Here is an 18,647-nt window from a genome sequence, read left to right as displayed (position 1 = left end):
GACATATGAAAAAAATTATCTTCTTCAGCTGGGTACTCTTGCACAGCCTCATCACTACGGGCCATGCGGCCGACGGTGGAATTTATCTCAGCACAGACCAAGGTGTGAACTGGCAGCCCGCCAACACCGGCATGCCTGCGGAGGCCAGCGTGAACGCGCTGACAACCTATGGCAACATGGTGGTGGCCGGAACATCGCGGCACGGCATCTTCCTTTCAGACAAAACACTGCTGTGGCATCGCAGCACCGGTTTTACTAGCACAACCCGAATCAACGCACTGATCACCGGCTCTAACACCATGCTGTATGCAGGCACCAACGGCGAAGGCATCTACACCTCGACCGACGACGGCGAACATTGGGATGCTTCCAACCGCGGATTGAAAAATTTAGTCGTCCGTTGTTTTTATACCTTACGTAGTGTTGTGTTCGCCGGTACCAACGATGGGATCTACCGCTCGGTTGACAGTGGAAAAACGTGGAATCTTCTGCTGGAAGATGTTCAGGTCAATACATTTTCATTTTCGGAAGGGCACCTGTATGCAGCAACACATCGCGGCGCCGTTGCCTCGGTTGATGGTGGCGACACCTGGAACGTAATCTACAAAGAGGCCGCGACCTATTCCATTGCAGCCAGTGGACACAACGTGACGCTGCTGGAGTTTGGCGGACAAGTGTTCAACTCTCCCGACGATGGCCTGACGTGGATTCCCGCCGACATCTATTTGCCCGCACACTACACGTTTAAGCTCACACCGGCCAGTACACGATTTTTAATTCCCGAATGGAAAGGATACTTCAAACTGTTGCAAGGCAATTTTGCATTCGGCTTCAAGGCCTATGGGTTGCCGCAGACTTTGTCGTTCACAAAAATGGTGCACACACCGTTTGGACTTGTGGCTAGCGCCGCCAATAAAAATGACGAATCATGCAATCGCATGACTGATGTTTTTTTGCAAGGGCAAAGCAGCATCTGTTTTCTTTTCGAGCGTGGTGATGCGCTGAAGCACACCCGAGAGAATGAGGCCGAACAGCACAAAGGCCACGAACAACAGGAAGCCCGGTTGCAGCGACGTTTCGTTGGTGGAAATGCTGGCGAGCGAATCGGTCTTCATATTCAGGTTGGACAGTTGGCTATCCAGAATTCCTTTGAAACCGATATAGGCCATGAAGATCGCTACCACATTCACATCGGCCATGCTCCATTTTCCCGACTTGAAAGCAAAGTATTGAATCACTTTGTTGGTTCTCCAACGCTCGGAGCCCAGCAGGTATAGCTTTGTGGAGATTAGTTTGGCGATGGGGAAAACAATGCTGAAAAGCAGGATGAGAATGCCGACTAAGGCTGAGTCATATTTGCCGGTTTCGATCAGGATACGCACCACGTCCACAATGCTTTTGCTTTGGAAGAAGATGACCTGGTCGTGAAACGAAATGCGCTCGCCGATCAACAGAAAACTCATCTCCTTGATGCGGGCATCGATCTCAATCATGGGCGATGTTAAGCCTACAAAAAGCACGATCAGTGCAAGGATCACAGAGAGCACAAAGAAAGGTGTGTGCAAGGCCTGCTGTTTTTTCAATATCCACCACATGACCAGGAAGAAAACCATGATGGCCAAAATGGAGTACGTAAAGAAATAGGTTCTCTCCTGTAGTTGATCAAGTTGCTGCTGGCTGTTTTGATTGAACGACACCAGATCGCTGGCACCATATTTTGTGAGGATGTCTTCGGCCCGGGTCACATCGTTGGCACTGTCGTAGGTGATGGTGCCAAATTCTTCGAGCTTGCTTTGCGCGAGCACTTTGAGTTTTTCCTTGTTTTTTGGTTTTTCAATTTCACTCACAATGGTTTCGGCAAACTCGGGCACTTTAGCGTGCAGCTTGTCTTCGTTCACCAGGGTTTTCACAGCAAACTTCTTGAGCTTGCCACCCAACGTCTTTTGCTTGCGGTCAATCATACTGTCGGCCTTGTTGATGACCGCGTGCAACACCACAGAAATTTCTTCTTTCACCGCTTTGCGTTGTGGCCGTGTGAATTGAAAGTCGTCTATGCGATGCGTAACAACGCGCACGATGTGGTCGCGCCAGGCATTCACCGACAGCAGGCCGTAGGTGATGTTGTTGAGCACACTATAGTCTTTTTTTATTTCCGCGCGTTGAGCGGAAAGCCGATGCACTTGAAAGCCGCTCCAGGCGGCGAAGATCAATAATAATCCTCCCAGGAAAATTAAGAGCGTGCGTTGTAGAGCTACCATAGTTGCGTGAGGTTTGAAGTACCCTCGCAGGATACAATCGGCATGCCCCGTTACGTTGGCTGAATTCTAAAGAAATTCGGGCTACACAAAAAAGAATTGGGGAAATTTTTGCCCAATGGGGCGTGGATCAGTACGGCGAAGGACTCACACTTGTCCAACCGCCATCCACTACCAGCGTCTGGCCGGTCACATGTCCAGCTTGTGGCGAAATGAGAAACAATGCCGCGTGGGCAATGTCGCTTGTGGTGGCGGGTTTGCCGATGGGCGTGATGCGCGACCATGTGGATTCATAGTCGGGGTCGTTCAACGTGCGCTCGGTGGCGGTGGCGCCGGGGGCGATGGCATTCACGGTGATGTGGTAGGGCGACAACTCCAGCACGAGTGTCTTTGCCAACATTTCGAGAGCCGCTTTGCTCATGCCATAGGCCGCCAGGTTTTTATGCGCCTGGTGACCAGTGACCGACGACATGAACAGCACACGTCCACCCGAACCCTGCTCTTTCATTTGCCGCGAAGCCAGTTGGGCCAGAAAAAAACTTCCGCCCAGGTTCACGCTCATCACTTTGCTGAAGTCTTCGGGCTTGTATTCAAAAAAATCGCCAAACAACGTAATGCCCGCATTGGCCACAGCAATGTCGAGCTTGCCGAAGTGTTTCACGGCTTCGGCCACCATCTCTTTAATGAACAGCGTGTCGGACGCATCGCCGGCAAAGGCGATGCACCGGCCATGCGCTTTCTGAATGCTTCGGGCGGCCTCCTCGGCCAGCGAAGCCTCCATGTCGTTCAGCACCACACTGGCACCCTGGGCGGCAAGCTGTCGGCAAATCTCCAGCCCAATGCCCTGGCCCGCGCCGGTGACAATGGCCACCTGGTTTTGAAATGTTTTCATACGCTTATCGTCGTGATACAATACCGAACCTTAACCATCCAAAAATTTCTAATGCGAGTCGCGTGTTACTTCGCTTCCCGAACCGCCCACCAGAAAGTCGAGATCGGCTCCGAGGTGTGCTTGCTGCACGTGTCGCTGATAGAGACTCACATAGCCACGGTCGTATTTTTTATGGATCGGTTTCCAGTTCTGCTTGCGTCGTGTCAATTCTTCATCGGTCACTTCCAGCGTGAGCGTGCGGTTGGCTACGTCAAGGCTGATGTAGTCTCCGTCCTGAATCATGGCGAAGTTTCCACCCAGTGCTGCTTCGGGCGATGCGTGAAGGATCACGGTGCCAAAGCCCGTGCCGCTCATGCGGCCGTCGGAGATGCGCACCATGTCGTGAATGTTTTTTTCCAGTATCTTTTTTGGCAGCGACATGTTGCCCACTTCGGGCATGCCCGGGTAGCCAATGGGGCCAACGTTTTTCAAAACCAACACACATGTTTCGTCAACTTCCAATGCGGGGCTGTCGATGCGACGTTTGTAGTCTTCGATGTCGTTGAACACAACGGCTTTGCCGCGATGTTTCAGCAGGTGCGGACTGGCAGCCGAAGGTTTGATGACGGCGCCGTTCTCGCAAAGGTTGCCCGTGAGAATGGCCACGCCCGACAGCGGGTTGAAGGGCGCATCCACGGTGGCGATCACATCGCGGTTATAGGTCTCGGTCTGCAAATAATTTTCCGAAATTGTTCTTCCGTTCACGGTCATGCAATCGCCGTGCAGAAGGCCGTCGAGTTCTTTCATCACCGGTGGCAATCCCCCTGCGTAGTAAAGATCTTCCATAAAATATTTTCCTGACGGCTGCAGGTTCACGATGAAGGGAACGTTGGCCGACAGTTTGTCGAAGTCGTGCAGGTCTAACGGCACACCGATGCGGGCGGCGATGGCCAGCAAGTGGATGATAAAATTTGTGGAGCCACCAATGGCGGCGTTGGTGATGATGGCATTTTCGAATGCTTCGCGCGTGAGGATGTCGGACATCAGCAGGTTTTCTTTCACCATCTCCACGATGCGTATGCCCGAAAGCTGCGCCAGCACTTTGCGTCGCGAGTCGGCGGCGGGTATGGCCGCGTTGCCGGGCAGCGACATGCCGAGCGATTCGATCATACACGCCATGGTCGACGCCGTTCCCATCACGGCGCAATGTCCGCGACTGCGGCACATGCAGGCTTCGGCCACAGTCAGTTCTTCCTGCGTCATGTCGCCGGTGCGCACGGCGTCGTTGAAGCGCCACACGTCGCTGGTGCTGATGTCGCGTCCTTGAAATTTTCCGGTCAGCATCGGTCCACCCGAAACCACCAGGGTGGGAATGTTCACGCTGGCCGCACCCATCACCAACGAGGGCGTTGTTTTGTCGCAGCCGCACAACAGCACCACGCCGTCAACAGGGTTGGCGCGGATAGATTCCTCCACATCCATGCTGGCCAGGTTTCGGTATAGCATGGCCGTCGGTTTGATAAGTGTTTCACCCAGCGACATCACGGGAAACTCCACCGGAAAACCTCCAGCTTCGGAGACACCGCGTTTCACCGACTCGGCCAGCTCGCGGAAATGGGCGTTGCACGGGGTCAGCTCTGACCATGTGTTGCAGATGCCGATCACCGGCTTGCCTCTGAATTCATAGTCGGGTATTCCCTGATTCTTCATCCATGCGCGATAGATGAATCCGTCTTTGCCGGTCTTGCCGAACCAGCCCTGGCTGCGAAGTTTGTCTTTCATGGTGGTTATGATGTTGTCGTTTGTGGGTTCTGTTCTTTAAAGATGGTCAATTTTTTGGGGTGCGAAAACGATTGTCTTCGCATTTCACATCAGCGTGCAACATGCCTGATGAATGGTGCCGTTCAGAAGTTTTCTTTGTTGGCGCGCATCATTTCCGAATAGCCTTGTTTCTTGGCGAAGGCCGTCATAGCCATCACGATGCGGCGGGTTTTGGTGGGCGCTGTCTTTGCGCTTTCGATCCACTTGCTGAAGTAGCGTTGATGCGACGGGGGAAGTGACTTGAAAAATTTTTCGGCTTCGGGATCTTCAGCGAGGCACACCAGCAAGTCGCGCGATATTTTCAATTCCCGATCGTCCAGTTCCAGGGCCACCTTCACTTTCTCGCCACGGTCTTTGCCGATGGCTTTTCGCATGGTGAGGTTCAATGGCAAAATGAACGTGCCGTTGCCCATGGGAAGCAAGGCTATTTTTTCGATGGCGTGGCCATCCAGTTTTCCCTTCACCCGAAACGATACTTTATTATCCGGCTTCAGCTTGTTGGCCTGCGCCGCCGTGATCTCCACATACGACCAGCCCGTTTTCTCGCCCTTCGTTTCAAACTTTAGAATGGTGGTGGTGAATTGAACTGCTGCCATTTAGATCAAAGAAATAAGTTTTGTTTTGGACTTGGCTGGCCTTTTGGTGCCGGTAAAGGCGCGTTTTTCATCCGCATCGCGAAAATATACAGCCGTTATCATTAAACTTTATTTGCAAAATAATGTTGTCTATACAATAATCGATTGTACTTTTAACTCTATGTCACTTGAGCAAGATATAAAGCAGGAGAGATTCACCAATGAGTATGAGAAAATGGTGGTGAATATTCTTTTCACCAGCAGCTGGATCTACAACATGAACTCCGCCCGCTTCAAGCAACACAGCATCACGCCGGAGCAATATAATGTGCTGCGGATTTTGCGCGGGAGCAATCCCAAGCCCATGATGCTGGCCGATATCACGTGTCGTATGATCGACAAAAACAGCAACGCCACCCGCCTGGTAGAGAAACTCCGGCAGAAAGGTTTGCTTCGCCGCGAAATCTGCGAAAGCAATCGTCGCCAGGTCGACATCTCCATCACCGAAAAGGGACTGGCCGTGCTGAAAAAGATCGATCTCGAAACCGAGAGCTGGCTTGAACCGCTAAAGGTGCTTCAGAAAAATGAGGCCCAGGATCTGAATCATCTGCTGGACAAACTGCGGGGATAGCCCTTCCTATTCCGTTCACCCATTCACTCATTCTCGCTTTGCCTGCCGTTCCGAACAGGCAAAAAGCCGCTTTTAGGTCTTAATTTCTATCTTTTGTTATAAGATTACTCAATAATTGTTTATACTATAGTTGTCTTGAACTTTATTTTTATCCGTTCGTTATTAAGACTGTAAGGCTGAAAAAGCGGTCCGGATGGAAAGAGCGAAAAGCTCGCGGTCGAAAGGATGCGCTGAACAGCCTCAGCTTAAAAAACTATCCTTATGAAAACCGTACTTCACAACGCCAGCACCCGGGGCCACGCCAACCATGGCTGGCTCGATTCTCATCACTCATTCAGTTTTGCCAGCTATCATGATCCCAAGCGCATGCACTTTGGTGTGCTGCGCGTGTTGAACGACGACATCGTGACGGCCGGAAACGGCTTTGGTTCACACCCACACGACAACATGGAAATTATTTCAATTCCCCTGAAAGGGGCGTTGCAACACAAAGACAATACGGGCCGCAATGAAATCATAAAAACCAACGACGTGCAGATTATGAGTGCCGGCACAGGCATTGTGCACTCGGAATACAACGCTTCCAAAACCGACGCGGTGAATTTCCTGCAGATCTGGGTGTTCCCTAAAATCGCCGACATCGCTCCACGCTATGAGCAAAAAACGTTTGATCCATCGCTGCGCGAAAACAAATTTCAGGTGGTGGTGTCGCCCGAAGCCAATGGCGAAGGGGTACAGATAAATCAGGATGCCTGGTTCTCGCTGGGGTCGTTGAAAAAAGATTTCACCGCCTCCTACGACGTGAAACGAAATGGCAACGGCGTCTATGTGTTTGTGATCGATGGCGAAGTGACCGTGAACGGCCAGACCCTTCACCGTCGCGACGGCCTGGGCATCGCTGACAGCGACACGCTCTCCATCACCGCAGACAGCAACGCCGACGTGTTGCTGCTCGATGTGCCCCTGGTGTAAATGATTGTCGAGAGACAAAACCCTAAAACAAACTCAATGAAAAACAGAACCGTATCCCGGATATTATATGGACACGTGGTAGATATGGGCGGCATAGCGCTGCGTCAACCGTTCCCCACACAAAATGTGGAACAGATCGATCCCTTTCTTTTGTTGCACCATGCCGACCTTGAGGTGCCCACTAATGTGGAGCCCGACGAAGCCGGTGTTGGCCCCCACCCCCACCGTGGTTTTTCGCCCGTCACGTTCATCTTCAAAGGTGGCGTGCACCATCGCGACAGCCGCGGCAACGACAGCGTGGTGTATGCCGGTGGCGCGCAATGGATGAATGCCGGCATGGGCACCATCCATAGCGAACGTCCTCCACACAACATTCACGAACTTGGTGGCCGGCAGGAAATTATCCAGCTGTGGATCAATTCGCCAGCCCGTCACAAGATGGATCAGCCTGCCTATTATCCCGTGCAGGCCGCAGAGGTTCCCACATTCAATAGTGAAGACGGCCTTGTAGCCGTCCATGTGTTTGCTGGCGAATTGCTGGGTTTGAAAGGTGCCATTCCCACCAACACCGAAGTGAACGCGTCGACCCTCGATGTAAAAAAAGGTGGAAAGATTTCCATTGCGCTGCCACAGAATCACAGCGCCTTCTTATACTTGCTGGACGGAAAGCTGACACTGGAAGGCTTTGGCCTGGTAGAAGAAAAGAACGCCGTGATGTTTAAAGCCGATGGCGATGGCATAACGCTCGAAGGATTAGAAGACACACGCGTGCTGCTCATGAGCGGCGAACCATTGAACGAAGAAGTGGTTAGTTATGGACCCTTTGTGATGAACACGCAAACGCAGATCATGGAAGCGATGCGCGACTATCAAAAAGGAAAAATGGGTATATTGATAGAAGAGTAAAGTGGCCGGTCGACAAGCGACAGGTTCGACATCAAAAAACGAAAATCAGCCTGTATGAACGCTGCAACACCTGTCACCTTTGGAAAAGCACTCCGGGCCGGCGCCATTGCCGGCCTGCTTGCCGCGGGCCTCAACAACCTGTGGAGCCTGGTGGCCCAGGCGCTGGGCAGTGTGCCGCCGCCGGGTTTTGTGTTTGCGGTTTGCGTGTCGTCTATTTTTCCGTTGCTCGTTGGCGGTGTTTTCTATTTCATGCTGATGAAATTGTTTCCGAAGGGCGCGCTCATTTTCACGGTGGCGTCGTGCCTGTTTCTGTTGCTTAGTCTTTACCCTACCGTGGCTCCACCTGCGCCCAATGGGCTCACTACTACAAAAGGATTCACACTGCTCACATTGCCCATGCACCTCATTGCCGGCGCGTTGGGCATCTGGGGCATTCCCAAATTTTCGAAATGAATTTTCTTACGAATACTTTTTAGAAACCCGTAACTTGCCTCTGCCACAGAGGCCTTTCGTATGCAAAAGTCGCATCATGTTGAACACCCCATATCGGAACTGATAAAAAACCGGAAAAGCCCGCGGGCCTTCTCGCGTCAACCCATCGACGCCGATCGCATCCGTTCGCTATTCGAAGCCACACGCTGGGCGCCCTCCAGCACCAACGAACAACCCTGGGTTTATGTCTATGCCACACACGACCAAACGGAACTGTGGGACAAACTTTTTTCATGTTTGAATGAAAGCAACAAAGTCTGGGCGAAAGGTGCACCACTGCTCATCCTGAGCCTGGCGCGAAAAAATTTCACGCGCTATCCCGGCGCCAACGCACACGCCATGTATGACCTGGGCGGTGCCAATTCTTTTCTCTCGCTGCAGGCTGTTGAACTGGGCATGCAGGTGCGGCAGATGGCCGGTTTTAGTTATGAGAAAACCATAGAGCAACTAAATATTCCAGACACCTATGAAGTGGGTGTGTTCATGGCCGTGGGCTATCCCGGCGATCCGGAAACATTGCCCGAAAAACTGAAGCTGCGCGAGATGGCCCCGCGCGAGCGATTTCTTCAAAACGAATTTGTCATGAACCACATCTTCTAATGTCAGACAGCCGCACCGTAGTCGCCACCATTGGTCGCGACAAATTCAACACGCAACTCTCCAACGCTGTTCACTCCCTGGTGGCCGACGAGCCCGTCGATGCGGGTGGTCAGGATGCCGGGCCAACACCCGGCGACTACATGCGCATGTCGCTTGCGTCCTGCACAGCCATAACCCTACGGATGTACGCCAACCGCAAACAGCTGGATGTCGAAAAAATTGTAGTGACCGTAACAAGCGGACAACAGCAATACAAAACTGTGTTCACATGCGTCATCGCGGTGACGGGAAACATCACCGAAGAGCAACGCGCCCGGCTGGAAGAAATCGCTCATCGGTGCCCCGTGCATAAAGTGCTCACAAATCCTATCGAGATTGAAACAAAGCTGGTGTTGGCGTAGCATTCGTCAAAACAGTTCGCCCACATCGTTACACATTTCCATTTAGCCAAGAATTTCGTAGTTTATTTGCCGCCCTGGCACGATAAAAAACGCATCCTGTTCGTTACTTTTTTTGACTGTGTGCATTTTCAGAATAAACAACTACTACCGCTATGGAAAAATTCTTTTGTGCTGTTCTGGCAAGTCTTTGCCTTACAGGCTATGGGCAAAACGGCGAGTTCACGACCTACAAAAATGGATTGATCTATGACGAAGGCACAATGAATCGCCTTGGCGTCATTGTCGATTCATTGAACCTGCAATTCAAATCCTGTTCTGTGAGTAAACCCCACAACGCCCTGCCACAGGGCAATGCCACGTTTGTGAGTCTGGAAGGGCACGCGGCCGAGGCACGCAAGGCCATCGCAAAAGGAATGTCACTCCGTGAATTCAGAAAAAAATTTAGAAGCGCCACTTTCACCGAAGTGTGGATCATCAAGAGTCGCTATGCCGACGATGGTGAAGAATTGATTCGGTATAGAGCCCTGCCACAAGGCAATGGCGACGAACTCTCGTTTTCCGTAAAGCGTGGCCCCGAAACAGACAAAACATCGGGTTGGGTTGTGGGGCCATATGAAGATTTCCTGGCCGTGTATATCGATAATCTTAGAACCTCACCTTTGCCACAGACCTATGCACGACTTGTGCAGTATGTTGATTGTATGATCGACACAACAGCAGAAATTTTTCTTCCGGGAGCAACGTATGATGACCGTTTTTTCTCCGATTCTTTGGAAGAAAATTTGAAGGCAAAACAGTTCACCGCCTGGGCCGAATCATTTCCTGGCAAACCACACATACCATCCTATGATGACAGAAAGAACACACCCCGCGAAGAACTGCACAAAATTTATCTTGCCTATGCCCGAAGCTATCGCACCTGGGATAGCCTGAGGCTTGTGAACCTGGACAACAAAATGCGAAACTCGCCACAGTATGCTACGATGCTCAAAGAGGCTTGCGACGACGCCATGACACGGCACACCTCTGACGATGCGCTTGAGTTTTATGTTGCACGCTACATCTCCAGGAAAGACGCCCTTCAGTTGATGCGTAGCAGAATGGTGATGGGCGCCTGCAGTCAGGATCAAAGCCCGCGCGTTCACGCCATGAACATCTGTCGGCTTGCCGCCGAAACAGCACAGTGGGATATCTTTCTGCGATCTCATCTCAACATCATGAACGATCGCTTCGAGCGGGCCAGCGATGGGAGCTATGCCTGGCTAGGCAGAAAAACTTATCTCAGAGAACTCGAAGAATTGAAAATTGACGCCGTAGATTTATTGTTGGGCACAAGTTTCCGAGTAGCAAACATAACCGGCAATCACTATTGGGGTTCAATCTCCCGAACCGGACGGGCACTGTCCGACGCAAAAGATAAAGACGCTCTTGAAAAAAATGTGCTATCGATCGTTCAGGACAACACATTGGATCTATACAACCGCATGCTCATGGCCTACGTGTTCGACAACTATGCCTACAATCTTGCCGACGAGAAACGCAAAAAAGCCGCGACAAAAAACCTGGCGGCTTCGGTAAAAACCTGGCCTCTGGTGGCGCAAAAGGTGTGGAAAAAACGTGATGAATAAATCCAGCGTAGGAAGCTCGGCAATTATCCCAACGGCAACGTAAACGATATTTCCGTGCCCTGTCCCGGATGACTATCGATCATGAGTGTGCCGCCATTGCGGCGAATAAATTCTTTGCAGAGCAACAGCCCGAGGCCCGTGCCTTTCTCCTGGTGGGTTCCGGTCTTTGTGAAATACTCCTGCGATGACAGGATCATTTCTTTTTCTTCTTCGGTCATGCCGATGCCAAAGTCTTTGATGCGCACATGGCATTCGTTGTGGTGTTGGCTGGCCGACACCAGCACTTTGCCATCGGTTTTCGAAAACTTGATGGCGTTGTGAATGAGGTTGCGCAGGATGAGCTGCAACTGGTTTGAATCGGCCAGCACCACCACCGGTGTTCGCGTGGTGTTTTCGATGGAGATGTTTTTGCGGCGCGCCACTTCTTCCATCAGCTTGCAAGCTTCTTCCATCACTTGTTTGATCTCAAATTTTTGTTGCTCGGTTTTGATGCCTTCCATTTGGCTCAACGACCAGTTCAACAAATTCTCCAGCGTGCGCTGCGTCACGTTCAGGTTTGACTTCAGCTTGTCTGAGATGGCCACAAATTCTTCGGGCTGCAAAATGCGGTTGGTCAACAGCTCCAGCAACGACTGCAGGTTGGTGATGGGGCCGCGAAGGTCGTGGCTGATCACCGAAAACAATTTCGATTTCAGGTGATTGAGCTCTTGCAAACTTTCGGCTTGCGCCTGAATTTCCTCTTTCTGTTGCTCGATGGCTTTATTCTTCAGCGACAGCGCATCGTTTGCTTTTGTCTGCAGAATGCGCAGGCGCCACAACACAAAAATGAGCAGCAGCAGCAACACAATGCCCACCAGCAAAAACCAGGTGACCAGGCTTTGGTTGCGCACTTGCTGTTGCTTCAGCTCGTTTTCGTTTTCGAGCATCACAATGGTGTCTTCCTTCTTTTCCAGTTCATAGAGCGACTGCATTTCCTGCACGTGGCCGTTGCGTTGCTGACTATAGAGGCTGTCGCGATATTGCGCGGCGATCTTCAGGTTGTCAACACTCATGAGGGGCTTCTTCTGGGCGATGTAGATTTCCGCCAGCAGGGTGTGCATGCGCATGAGCGAGGTGAGGTTGCCGATGGCCTTGTTCATGGGGATGGCCCGCTCCAGAAACCACAGGGCGCTGTCGTTGTGATGAAGGTAGAATGCGTTTTGCGCGCCGTTATAAAAAGCAATGGCCAGCGCGCGGCGGTTGCCCACCAGGCTGTCGAGGTGCATCGACTTGCGATTGAAGAAACGGCTTCGCTTGTAATCTTTTACCGTGAAATAAATCCGTGCCTTCCGGCCATAGAGAATGCTGATGTTGAGCGTGTCTTTTTTTGGCTCATAAATCGCCAGGCTTTTGTCGGTGTAGTACAAGGCCGAATCGTATTGCCCTTCCTCCACCAGCAAAATCGACCGGTCGCGGTAGGCGCTGGCGAGCACGGCCGTGTTGCCGTGTTGGATGCCGAGTTGCGTGGCGCGATCGAGGTAAACTTTGGCTTCGTGATAATTTTGAAGGTCAACGAACGTTCTGGCCAGGGTGATGAGGCTTTCGCCCCATTCGCGCGTGTATTTCGAGTTCTCAAAAATCTTCAGGGCTTTGAAGCCAAATTCGGTGCTGAGACGATAGCTCGCCTTGGCCCAGTTTGCCTTCGACAGCATGAACAGGCTTTGGCCTTCGAAATAGCGGTTGTTTTGTCTGCGGGCGGCAGACAGCACGGCCTTCGCCCGGGTAATGGCAGAGTCGGGATGAGACAGGTATAGTTTCCACACAACCGACAACTCGCGCTTCATCATGAGACTGTCAGACGCTTCTTCACGGTTTTGTGAAAAGCAGCCCACAGCCGTCAACAGAATCGACAGTGTCGCAACGCAATACTTTATCATTTAGGCTCCAAAAACTCCAAATACTGATTAATCCGGTATACTTACAAGCGAATACGGCTCAAAAAGGCATGTAAGAAATACCAGGATCAGAAATGCAGTTTCCTGAAAAAACTTAACCGGCATGCGCATGTTCTTCTACGTAAATTAGTGTTCTAACAATTTCATTGCCTTGCCAAAAAACCTTGCCAGCCTGTTCCTAGCCTTTATCACCTTTTCGGTGTGCGGACAGACCCTTGTGCTGAAAGGGACCGTGCGCGGCGATGAAGACGGCCGCCTGCCACAAGCACACATCACTGTTTTCCCGGATTCCATCCACGTCACCACCAATACTTCTGGGCAATTTGTGCTCAAAACCAACGCGGGCAAAAAGACCATTCTCGTTTCGTTTGTGGGCTACGAAAATTTTGAACGCACCGTCCACCTCCGCAGAGACTCCTCCTTTTCTGTAACACTGAAAACAAAGGTCGATCAGCTAACCGAAATTGTAGTGACCGGCGACCGACACACGCAGGAAGACATTTTCGACGCCAATCAAACCAGTCGCCACGTGCTCACACGCGACGACATCAACGCCATCCCGGTTTTGGGTGGAGAAGCCGACCTCATCAAAACATTGCAACTTTTGCCCGGCACCGTGCGTGGCGTGGAAGGCAGCTCCGATCTGTTTGTGCGCGGCGGCGCGGCCGACCAAAACCTGGTGCTGCTCGACGACGCGCCCATCTACAACACCAGTCACCTATTTGGATTTCTCTCCGTGTTCAATCCCGACGTGCTCGATCATGTGGAAGCCATCAACGGCGGCTTCCCCGCCCAGTATGGGGGACGTCTCTCGTCGATCCTGAACGTGCGCACACGATCAGCCATTCCCGAAAAAACACACGTGTCGGGCGATGTGGGCATCATTGCGTCGCGCTTGTTTGTGGAACAGCCCATCGTGAAAAACAAACTCAGCTTTTGGGCGGCAGGTCGGCGAACGTATATCGACAAGGTTGTGCGACTCACCGGCGAGGAGCTACCCTACTTTTTTTATGACCTGAATGGAAAAATACTGTGGCGGCCTACTCAAAACGATCATGTTGAGTTCAGCTATTATAGCGGCGAAGACTTGCTGGATTATTTCCGCGACCGCAATGGCGACGGCAGAGGCTACACCACCACATTTGGTTCGGGCAACAGCAGCCAGTCGCTGAAATGGAACCGCAAGTTGAAACAGCACTGGCAAAGCGACGTGTCGCTGCTGCGCACAAAATACAACTATCATGTCACCAACATTTTTCAGGACAACCAACTGCGCGCGTTGTCTGACATCGAAGATTATGGTGCGCGCGTGTTGTTCACCAAAGATTCCATTCACCACACCGGCACCTTCAAAACCGGAGTGGAGTGGACGCATCACAACGTGAGCCCCAACGTGATCAACACTTCAGGAAGCATTTCTTCCTATCTGGAAAGCAGTGCTTCGCGCGGACGTGCTACCAATGAAATGGCACTTCACGCTCAATATGAGTGGGCGCCCGCACCACGCTGGATGCTGAATGCCGGTGTGCGTGGTTCACTGGCAGCAACAAGCAACAAGACGTATTTTTTTCCTGAGCCACGCGTGTCGGCGCGCTATGCCATCAACGACAATGAGGCGTTGAAGTTCAGCTATTCGCGCATGGCGCAATACATGCATCGCATTTCCAACTCGGCCATCTCTTCGCCAACCGACATCTGGTATCCCGTCACCGACAGCATTCGTCCGCAAACCTCGCATCAAGTAGCCGTGGCGTGGCAACGTCAGTTTCCGGAAAGGAAAGTGTTTGTGAGCGTGGAGTCGTACTATAAATCCATGAGCAACCTCATTGGCTATGAAGAAGGCACAAATCTTTTTCTCAACGCCGACTTTCAATCCAAGCTCATTCAGGGCAAGGGTCGGGCCTATGGTGTGGAAGTGTTGTTGCGCAAAGATGCCGGCAAGCTCACGGGCTGGATCAGCTACACACTTTCGTGGTCGTGGCGACAGTTCGACCAGATCAACGGAGGCGAGTGGTTTCATGCGCGCTACGACCGTCGTCACAACGGTGCCATAGTAACACAATATGCTTTCGCGAAACGTTGGGCTGTGTCGGTGGTGTGGGAGTTTATATCGGGCGCGCGGTTCACGCCCATCATCGGGCAATATGCCGTCATCGCCCCGACGCTCACCGGTGCCGACCTCATTCCCATCTACTCCGGTGTGAATGAAGTGAAGCTGGCCAACGCGCATCGGTTGGATGTGGGCATCAAGTTCAAGAGCAAGCCCGACCGAAAATTCCAATGGCATTGGTTTGCGGGTGTATACAACGCCTACAATCGGGCCAATCCCATTGGCATGACCATCGTTCAGGACGAAACCGACGGCTCGCTGCGCTATGAGCAGCCGGGGCTGTTTGGCCTTATTCCCTTTCTCAACTATGGGTTTAGATTTTAAGACTATGAACAACCTGGCCCAAATCCGCTTTTCACTATTCATCCTAATCCTTTCGGCAACGACGATGCTTTGGGGATGCATGCCCGAACCGTTGGCCGTGGAAGGGTTGCCTTCGTTGAAACCCCAAATCATCGTGTCCAGCCAGATCATTCCCGACCAGTCGCTGGTTGTGCTGCTGACAAAAAGCTTTGGCGCGCTCGACGCCGGCGAAGACAGCGACGCGCAGGCCTTGCTGGATCAGATTGCCGTGACCGATGCTTCGGTTACAATTACGGGGCCTCAGGGAACTTATACACTGCAAGCCCTTGCCCTGGGGATTTATGGAGGCGTGAGCATTCCGTTTCAGGAGGGAGAATCATACGAACTCCGGGCAAAGAGCGAGACACTGGGCGAAGTGACCGCCGTGACCACCGTGCGCCGGCAAGTTTCGTTTGAAGACATCTCGGCCGATTTGGTTTTTGATGGCTATGACGACACCGTGGCACAAGTGACCTACAGCTTTAACGACCCGGCCGAAAAGAACTGGTATGTGGTGAACTCGCAACGCATCCGGCTGAACGATCTGGAGAACAACCTCCTCGATCCGAATGCCTTCACCAAAGTGATTGACGATGTGGACTTCAATGGCGGCGGCCATGCCGAAACCTTTCGCGGCTTCCGTCAGAATTTTCACACGGGCGACACACTGCTTGTTTCACTTTCGAATGTGAGCGAAGACTATTATTCGTTCATCAGGCTCCGGCTCGACAATCGCTACAGCTTTTCACAGTTCCTTAGCGAACCGGTTAACTATCCGTCGAATGTTACGGGAGGCAAGGGGTTCTTTAATCTTTATGTTCCCGACATTCGGTTGTTTGTTTTGAAGTGACCACGCTCAACGTTTTTTGGTGGTCAGATTTTAATAACCAAACCTAACCTGACCCTCATGAAAAATCGCTACGCTTCATTGCTTCTCTTCGTTTTCCTATGTGGCCTTCACACGGTCGTTGCCCAAAACTATCCGGCCGACTTTGCACAGGTGCTCGTAACAAACGGAATCAGCAACCCCACCGCCCTGGCCTTCGCCCCCGACGGTCGCATCTTCGTGGCGGAACAAGGTGGCAAACTGCGCGTCATCAAAAACAATACGTTGCTTGCCGCCGCCTTCGTCAGTCTCACCGTGAATTCTTCCGGCGAAAGAGGACTGATTGGTGTGGTGCTCGATCCAGACTTCGCCACCAATCAATACATCTACCTCTATCACACGGTGCCCGGCACCGACATCCACAACCGCATCACACGCTACACCGCCAATGGCGACGTGGCCCTGGACGGCAGCGCGTCTATTGTGATAGACCTCGATCCGCTAAGCTCGGCCACCAATCATAACGGTGGGGCTATGCAGTTTGGAAAGGACGGGAAACTCTATGTGGCCATTGGCGAAAATGCCGACGGTGACCAAGCCCAGGATTTGGACACCTATCACGGAAAACTTTTGCGCATCAACAAAGACGGCAGCGTGCCCACCGGCAATCCCTTCCCCACAGGTTCGGAACAGCGGAAAAGAGTGTGGGCGTATGGGCTGCGCAATCCATTCACCTTTTCGGTTCACCCCACCACGGGCCGCATCCTGGTGAACGACGTAGGCCAGGGCACGTGGGAAGAAATTAACGACGCCACCGAGGGCGGCAAGAACTTTGGCTGGCCCAAGGCAGAGGGCATGAGCAACAACGCGGCCTACACAAATCCCATCTACGCCTACCAGCACGGCGCGGGCGATGGTTCAGGTTGCGCCATTACCGGAGGGACGTTCTTCAGCCCGGCAAACACCAACTATCCTTCTTCTTATGTAGGCCAGTATTTTTTTCAGGATCTCTGCAACGACTGGATCAACTCCATAACCTTGGAGGGCACCGTGACACGATCATCGTTTGCCACCGCCATCTCGGGCGACGGCGTGAGCATCACCACGGGCAACGACGGCAACCTGTATTACCTGACACGCTCAGGATCGTCCTTGTATAAAATCGTGTATAACAACACCACGGCACCATTCATCACCACACAACCTGTGGGCGCCACGCGTGCCGAAGGGCAGTCGATCACCTTCAGTGTGAAGGCGCTGGGCAGCACACCGTTCACCTATCAATGGCAAAAGAATGGCGTTGACATCGCGTCTGCCAAGAGTGCAACCCTCACGCTCAACAACCTCACCGCGGCAAACAGCGGACAATATCGCGTGGTGGTGACAAACGCTGCGGGCCATGCCACGAGCGATGAAGCAAAACTCACCGTCATTGCAAACGCGCTTCCGGTAGCGACCATCACCGTGCCTGTCGAGGGAACAACCTATGTGGCCGGCACCAGCATCGACTTCGCGGGCACGGCTAAAGATGCAGAAGACGGCACGTTGCCGGCGAGCGCATTCAGCTGGGCCATCAATTTTCATCACGACGTGCACAAGCACGATCAACCCGCCATCACGGGTGTGAACCACGGCACCTTTCAAATTCCCAACCAGGGCGAAACATCCGACAACGTGTGGTATCGCATCATACTGACCGTGACCGATAGCAAAGGACTGAAAGGAAAAGACTCGGTGGATGTGAAGCCGCGAAAGACAACACTCTCGTTCAAAACGTCACCACCCGGTTTGCAAATAACATTAGATGGGCAACCCCTCACCACTCCCGCTTCGGTTGTCAGCGTGGAAGGTCTGCTGCGAACCCTTGGTGTTCCGTCGCCTCAGACGCTGGAGAACGCTCACTATACATTTGAATCATGGTCCAACAGCGGCACACAAACGCAAACACTTGCCACGCCCACAAACGACATCGATCTTACTGCACAATTTTCGGTTGTTGTGGCCACAGAACACAGCGCTCAGGCCACAACAGACATAAACGTCTATCCAAATCCTTCATCATCGGGGTTTGTGAATGTTTGTTTGCCAACATCAGCGGCCCAGCGTGTCACCATCCGGCTAACGGATGTGCTTTCGCGCGACGTGACGAGTTTCGAGCAAACCACGGGCGAAGATGGCTGCACCGTTTTTTCGTATGGTAAACTTAAACGCGGAGTCTATACACTACACATCGATCGCCCCGGAAAAACCGTTTCCCAAAAACTGGTCGTGACCGATTGATTG

At 52.3% G+C, this 18,647-nt stretch carries 15 protein-coding genes and 1 pseudogene; 11 read left to right on the top strand and 5 right to left on the bottom strand.

What is annotated here, in order from left to right; all coding sequences use genetic code 11:
* Positions 1 to 5 precede the first annotated feature (5 nt).
* A pseudogene (locus JI741_RS33260) lies at positions 6 to 593 on the top strand (WD40/YVTN/BNR-like repeat-containing protein); the annotation flags it as partial.
* Between the two features lie 333 nt (positions 594 to 926).
* Here JI741_RS33260 and JI741_RS12680 read toward each other — a convergent pair.
* The 4 genes from JI741_RS12680 to JI741_RS12665 all read right to left on the bottom strand — a co-directional run bounded on the left by JI741_RS12680 (position 927) and on the right by JI741_RS12665 (position 5,543).
* On the bottom strand, positions 927 to 2,258 hold the full coding sequence (locus JI741_RS12680) for a paraquat-inducible protein A (protein WP_202009873.1): 1,332 nt from the start codon (positions 2,256 to 2,258) through the stop codon (positions 927 to 929).
* Positions 2,259 to 2,385: 127 nt separating this feature from the next.
* Positions 2,386 to 3,147 (bottom strand): SDR family NAD(P)-dependent oxidoreductase, encoded by a 762-nt coding sequence (locus tag JI741_RS12675; protein WP_202009871.1) that lies wholly within the window; start codon positions 3,145 to 3,147, stop codon positions 2,386 to 2,388.
* Positions 3,148 to 3,195: 48 nt separating this feature from the next.
* Positions 3,196 to 4,908, bottom strand: a complete 1,713-nt coding sequence (locus tag JI741_RS12670; protein ID WP_202009869.1) for an IlvD/Edd family dehydratase — start codon at positions 4,906 to 4,908, stop codon at positions 3,196 to 3,198.
* Between the two features lie 122 nt (positions 4,909 to 5,030).
* Positions 5,031 to 5,543 carry a YdeI/OmpD-associated family protein gene (locus JI741_RS12665; RefSeq protein WP_202009867.1) on the bottom strand — a complete coding sequence of 171 codons (513 nt, stop codon included), beginning with the start codon at positions 5,541 to 5,543 and terminating at the stop codon, positions 5,031 to 5,033.
* 160 nt (positions 5,544 to 5,703) lie between these two features.
* Between JI741_RS12665 and JI741_RS12660 the strand changes: the two genes are divergently transcribed.
* From JI741_RS12660 to JI741_RS12630, 7 genes are all read left to right on the top strand, one after another.
* Positions 5,704 to 6,153: a MarR family winged helix-turn-helix transcriptional regulator gene (locus JI741_RS12660; RefSeq protein ID WP_202009866.1), complete on the top strand. Its 450-nt coding sequence runs from the start codon at positions 5,704 to 5,706 to the stop codon at positions 6,151 to 6,153.
* A gap of 261 nt (positions 6,154 to 6,414) precedes the next feature.
* Positions 6,415 to 7,125, top strand: a complete 711-nt coding sequence (locus JI741_RS12655; RefSeq protein WP_202009864.1) for a pirin family protein — start codon at positions 6,415 to 6,417, stop codon at positions 7,123 to 7,125.
* Between the two features lie 36 nt (positions 7,126 to 7,161).
* Positions 7,162 to 8,031 (top strand): pirin family protein, encoded by an 870-nt coding sequence (locus tag JI741_RS12650; RefSeq protein ID WP_202009862.1) that lies wholly within the window; start codon positions 7,162 to 7,164, stop codon positions 8,029 to 8,031.
* A gap of 54 nt (positions 8,032 to 8,085) precedes the next feature.
* The gene (locus tag JI741_RS12645; RefSeq protein WP_202009859.1) at positions 8,086 to 8,484 is read left to right on the top strand and encodes a DUF6069 family protein; all 399 of its coding nucleotides are present in this window, start codon (positions 8,086 to 8,088) and stop codon (positions 8,482 to 8,484) included.
* Positions 8,485 to 8,544: 60 nt separating this feature from the next.
* Positions 8,545 to 9,123 carry a nitroreductase family protein gene (locus JI741_RS12640; RefSeq protein WP_202009857.1) on the top strand — a complete coding sequence of 193 codons (579 nt, stop codon included), beginning with the start codon at positions 8,545 to 8,547 and terminating at the stop codon, positions 9,121 to 9,123.
* On the top strand, positions 9,123 to 9,524 hold the full coding sequence (locus tag JI741_RS12635) for an OsmC family protein (protein ID WP_202009855.1): 402 nt from the start codon (positions 9,123 to 9,125) through the stop codon (positions 9,522 to 9,524). Before JI741_RS12640 ends, JI741_RS12635 begins: the two co-directional genes overlap by 1 nt.
* Before the next feature lie 152 nt (positions 9,525 to 9,676).
* The gene (locus JI741_RS12630) at positions 9,677 to 11,152 is read left to right on the top strand and encodes a hypothetical protein (RefSeq protein WP_202009853.1); all 1,476 of its coding nucleotides are present in this window, start codon (positions 9,677 to 9,679) and stop codon (positions 11,150 to 11,152) included.
* A gap of 23 nt (positions 11,153 to 11,175) precedes the next feature.
* On the opposite strand, the gene JI741_RS12625 is transcribed toward JI741_RS12630, so the two are convergent.
* On the bottom strand, positions 11,176 to 13,068 hold the full coding sequence (locus JI741_RS12625) for an ATP-binding protein (RefSeq protein ID WP_202009851.1): 1,893 nt from the start codon (positions 13,066 to 13,068) through the stop codon (positions 11,176 to 11,178).
* 169 nt (positions 13,069 to 13,237) lie between these two features.
* On the opposite strand from JI741_RS12625, the gene JI741_RS12620 reads away from it, so the two are divergent.
* From JI741_RS12620 to JI741_RS12610, 3 genes are read left to right on the top strand one after another with little or no spacing between them, the layout of a single operon-like run.
* Positions 13,238 to 15,520 carry a TonB-dependent receptor gene (locus JI741_RS12620; RefSeq protein WP_202009849.1) on the top strand — a complete coding sequence of 761 codons (2,283 nt, stop codon included), beginning with the start codon at positions 13,238 to 13,240 and terminating at the stop codon, positions 15,518 to 15,520.
* Positions 15,521 to 15,524: 4 nt separating this feature from the next.
* Positions 15,525 to 16,388 (top strand): DUF4249 domain-containing protein, encoded by an 864-nt coding sequence (locus JI741_RS12615; RefSeq protein ID WP_202009847.1) that lies wholly within the window; start codon positions 15,525 to 15,527, stop codon positions 16,386 to 16,388.
* Positions 16,389 to 16,445: 57 nt separating this feature from the next.
* Positions 16,446 to 18,644, top strand: a complete 2,199-nt coding sequence (locus JI741_RS12610; protein WP_202009845.1) for a PQQ-dependent sugar dehydrogenase — start codon at positions 16,446 to 16,448, stop codon at positions 18,642 to 18,644.
* Positions 18,645 to 18,647 lie beyond the last annotated feature (3 nt).

The organism is Chryseolinea lacunae (genome assembly GCF_016735595.1).
GTDB classification, from domain to species: domain Bacteria; phylum Bacteroidota; class Bacteroidia; order Cytophagales; family Cyclobacteriaceae; genus Chryseolinea; species Chryseolinea lacunae.
Note: the sequence above shows the minus strand (reverse complement) of the source record. Positions and strands in the feature narration are given on the sequence as shown.

Excerpts from the sequence above, each read along its gene's own strand:
- JI741_RS12625 (WP_202009851.1), bottom strand. The coding sequence starts at position 13,068 with ATGATAAAGTATTGCGTTGCGACACTGTCGATTCTGTTGACGGCTGTG.
- JI741_RS12640 (WP_202009857.1), top strand. The coding sequence starts at position 8,545 with ATGCAAAAGTCGCATCATGTTGAACACCCCATATCGGAACTGATAAAA.
- JI741_RS12610 (WP_202009845.1), top strand. The coding sequence starts at position 16,446 with ATGAAAAATCGCTACGCTTCATTGCTTCTCTTCGTTTTCCTATGTGGC.
- JI741_RS12635 (WP_202009855.1), top strand. The coding sequence starts at position 9,123 with ATGTCAGACAGCCGCACCGTAGTCGCCACCATTGGTCGCGACAAATTC.
- JI741_RS12615 (WP_202009847.1), top strand. The coding sequence starts at position 15,525 with ATGAACAACCTGGCCCAAATCCGCTTTTCACTATTCATCCTAATCCTT.
- JI741_RS12630 (WP_202009853.1), top strand. The coding sequence starts at position 9,677 with ATGGAAAAATTCTTTTGTGCTGTTCTGGCAAGTCTTTGCCTTACAGGC.
- JI741_RS12650 (WP_202009862.1), top strand. The coding sequence starts at position 7,162 with ATGAAAAACAGAACCGTATCCCGGATATTATATGGACACGTGGTAGAT.
- JI741_RS12670 (WP_202009869.1), bottom strand. The coding sequence starts at position 4,908 with ATGAAAGACAAACTTCGCAGCCAGGGCTGGTTCGGCAAGACCGGCAAA.
- JI741_RS12645 (WP_202009859.1), top strand. The coding sequence starts at position 8,086 with ATGAACGCTGCAACACCTGTCACCTTTGGAAAAGCACTCCGGGCCGGC.
- JI741_RS12665 (WP_202009867.1), bottom strand. The coding sequence starts at position 5,543 with ATGGCAGCAGTTCAATTCACCACCACCATTCTAAAGTTTGAAACGAAG.
- JI741_RS12680 (WP_202009873.1), bottom strand. The coding sequence starts at position 2,258 with ATGGTAGCTCTACAACGCACGCTCTTAATTTTCCTGGGAGGATTATTA.
- JI741_RS12675 (WP_202009871.1), bottom strand. The coding sequence starts at position 3,147 with ATGAAAACATTTCAAAACCAGGTGGCCATTGTCACCGGCGCGGGCCAG.
- JI741_RS12655 (WP_202009864.1), top strand. The coding sequence starts at position 6,415 with ATGAAAACCGTACTTCACAACGCCAGCACCCGGGGCCACGCCAACCAT.
- JI741_RS12660 (WP_202009866.1), top strand. The coding sequence starts at position 5,704 with ATGTCACTTGAGCAAGATATAAAGCAGGAGAGATTCACCAATGAGTAT.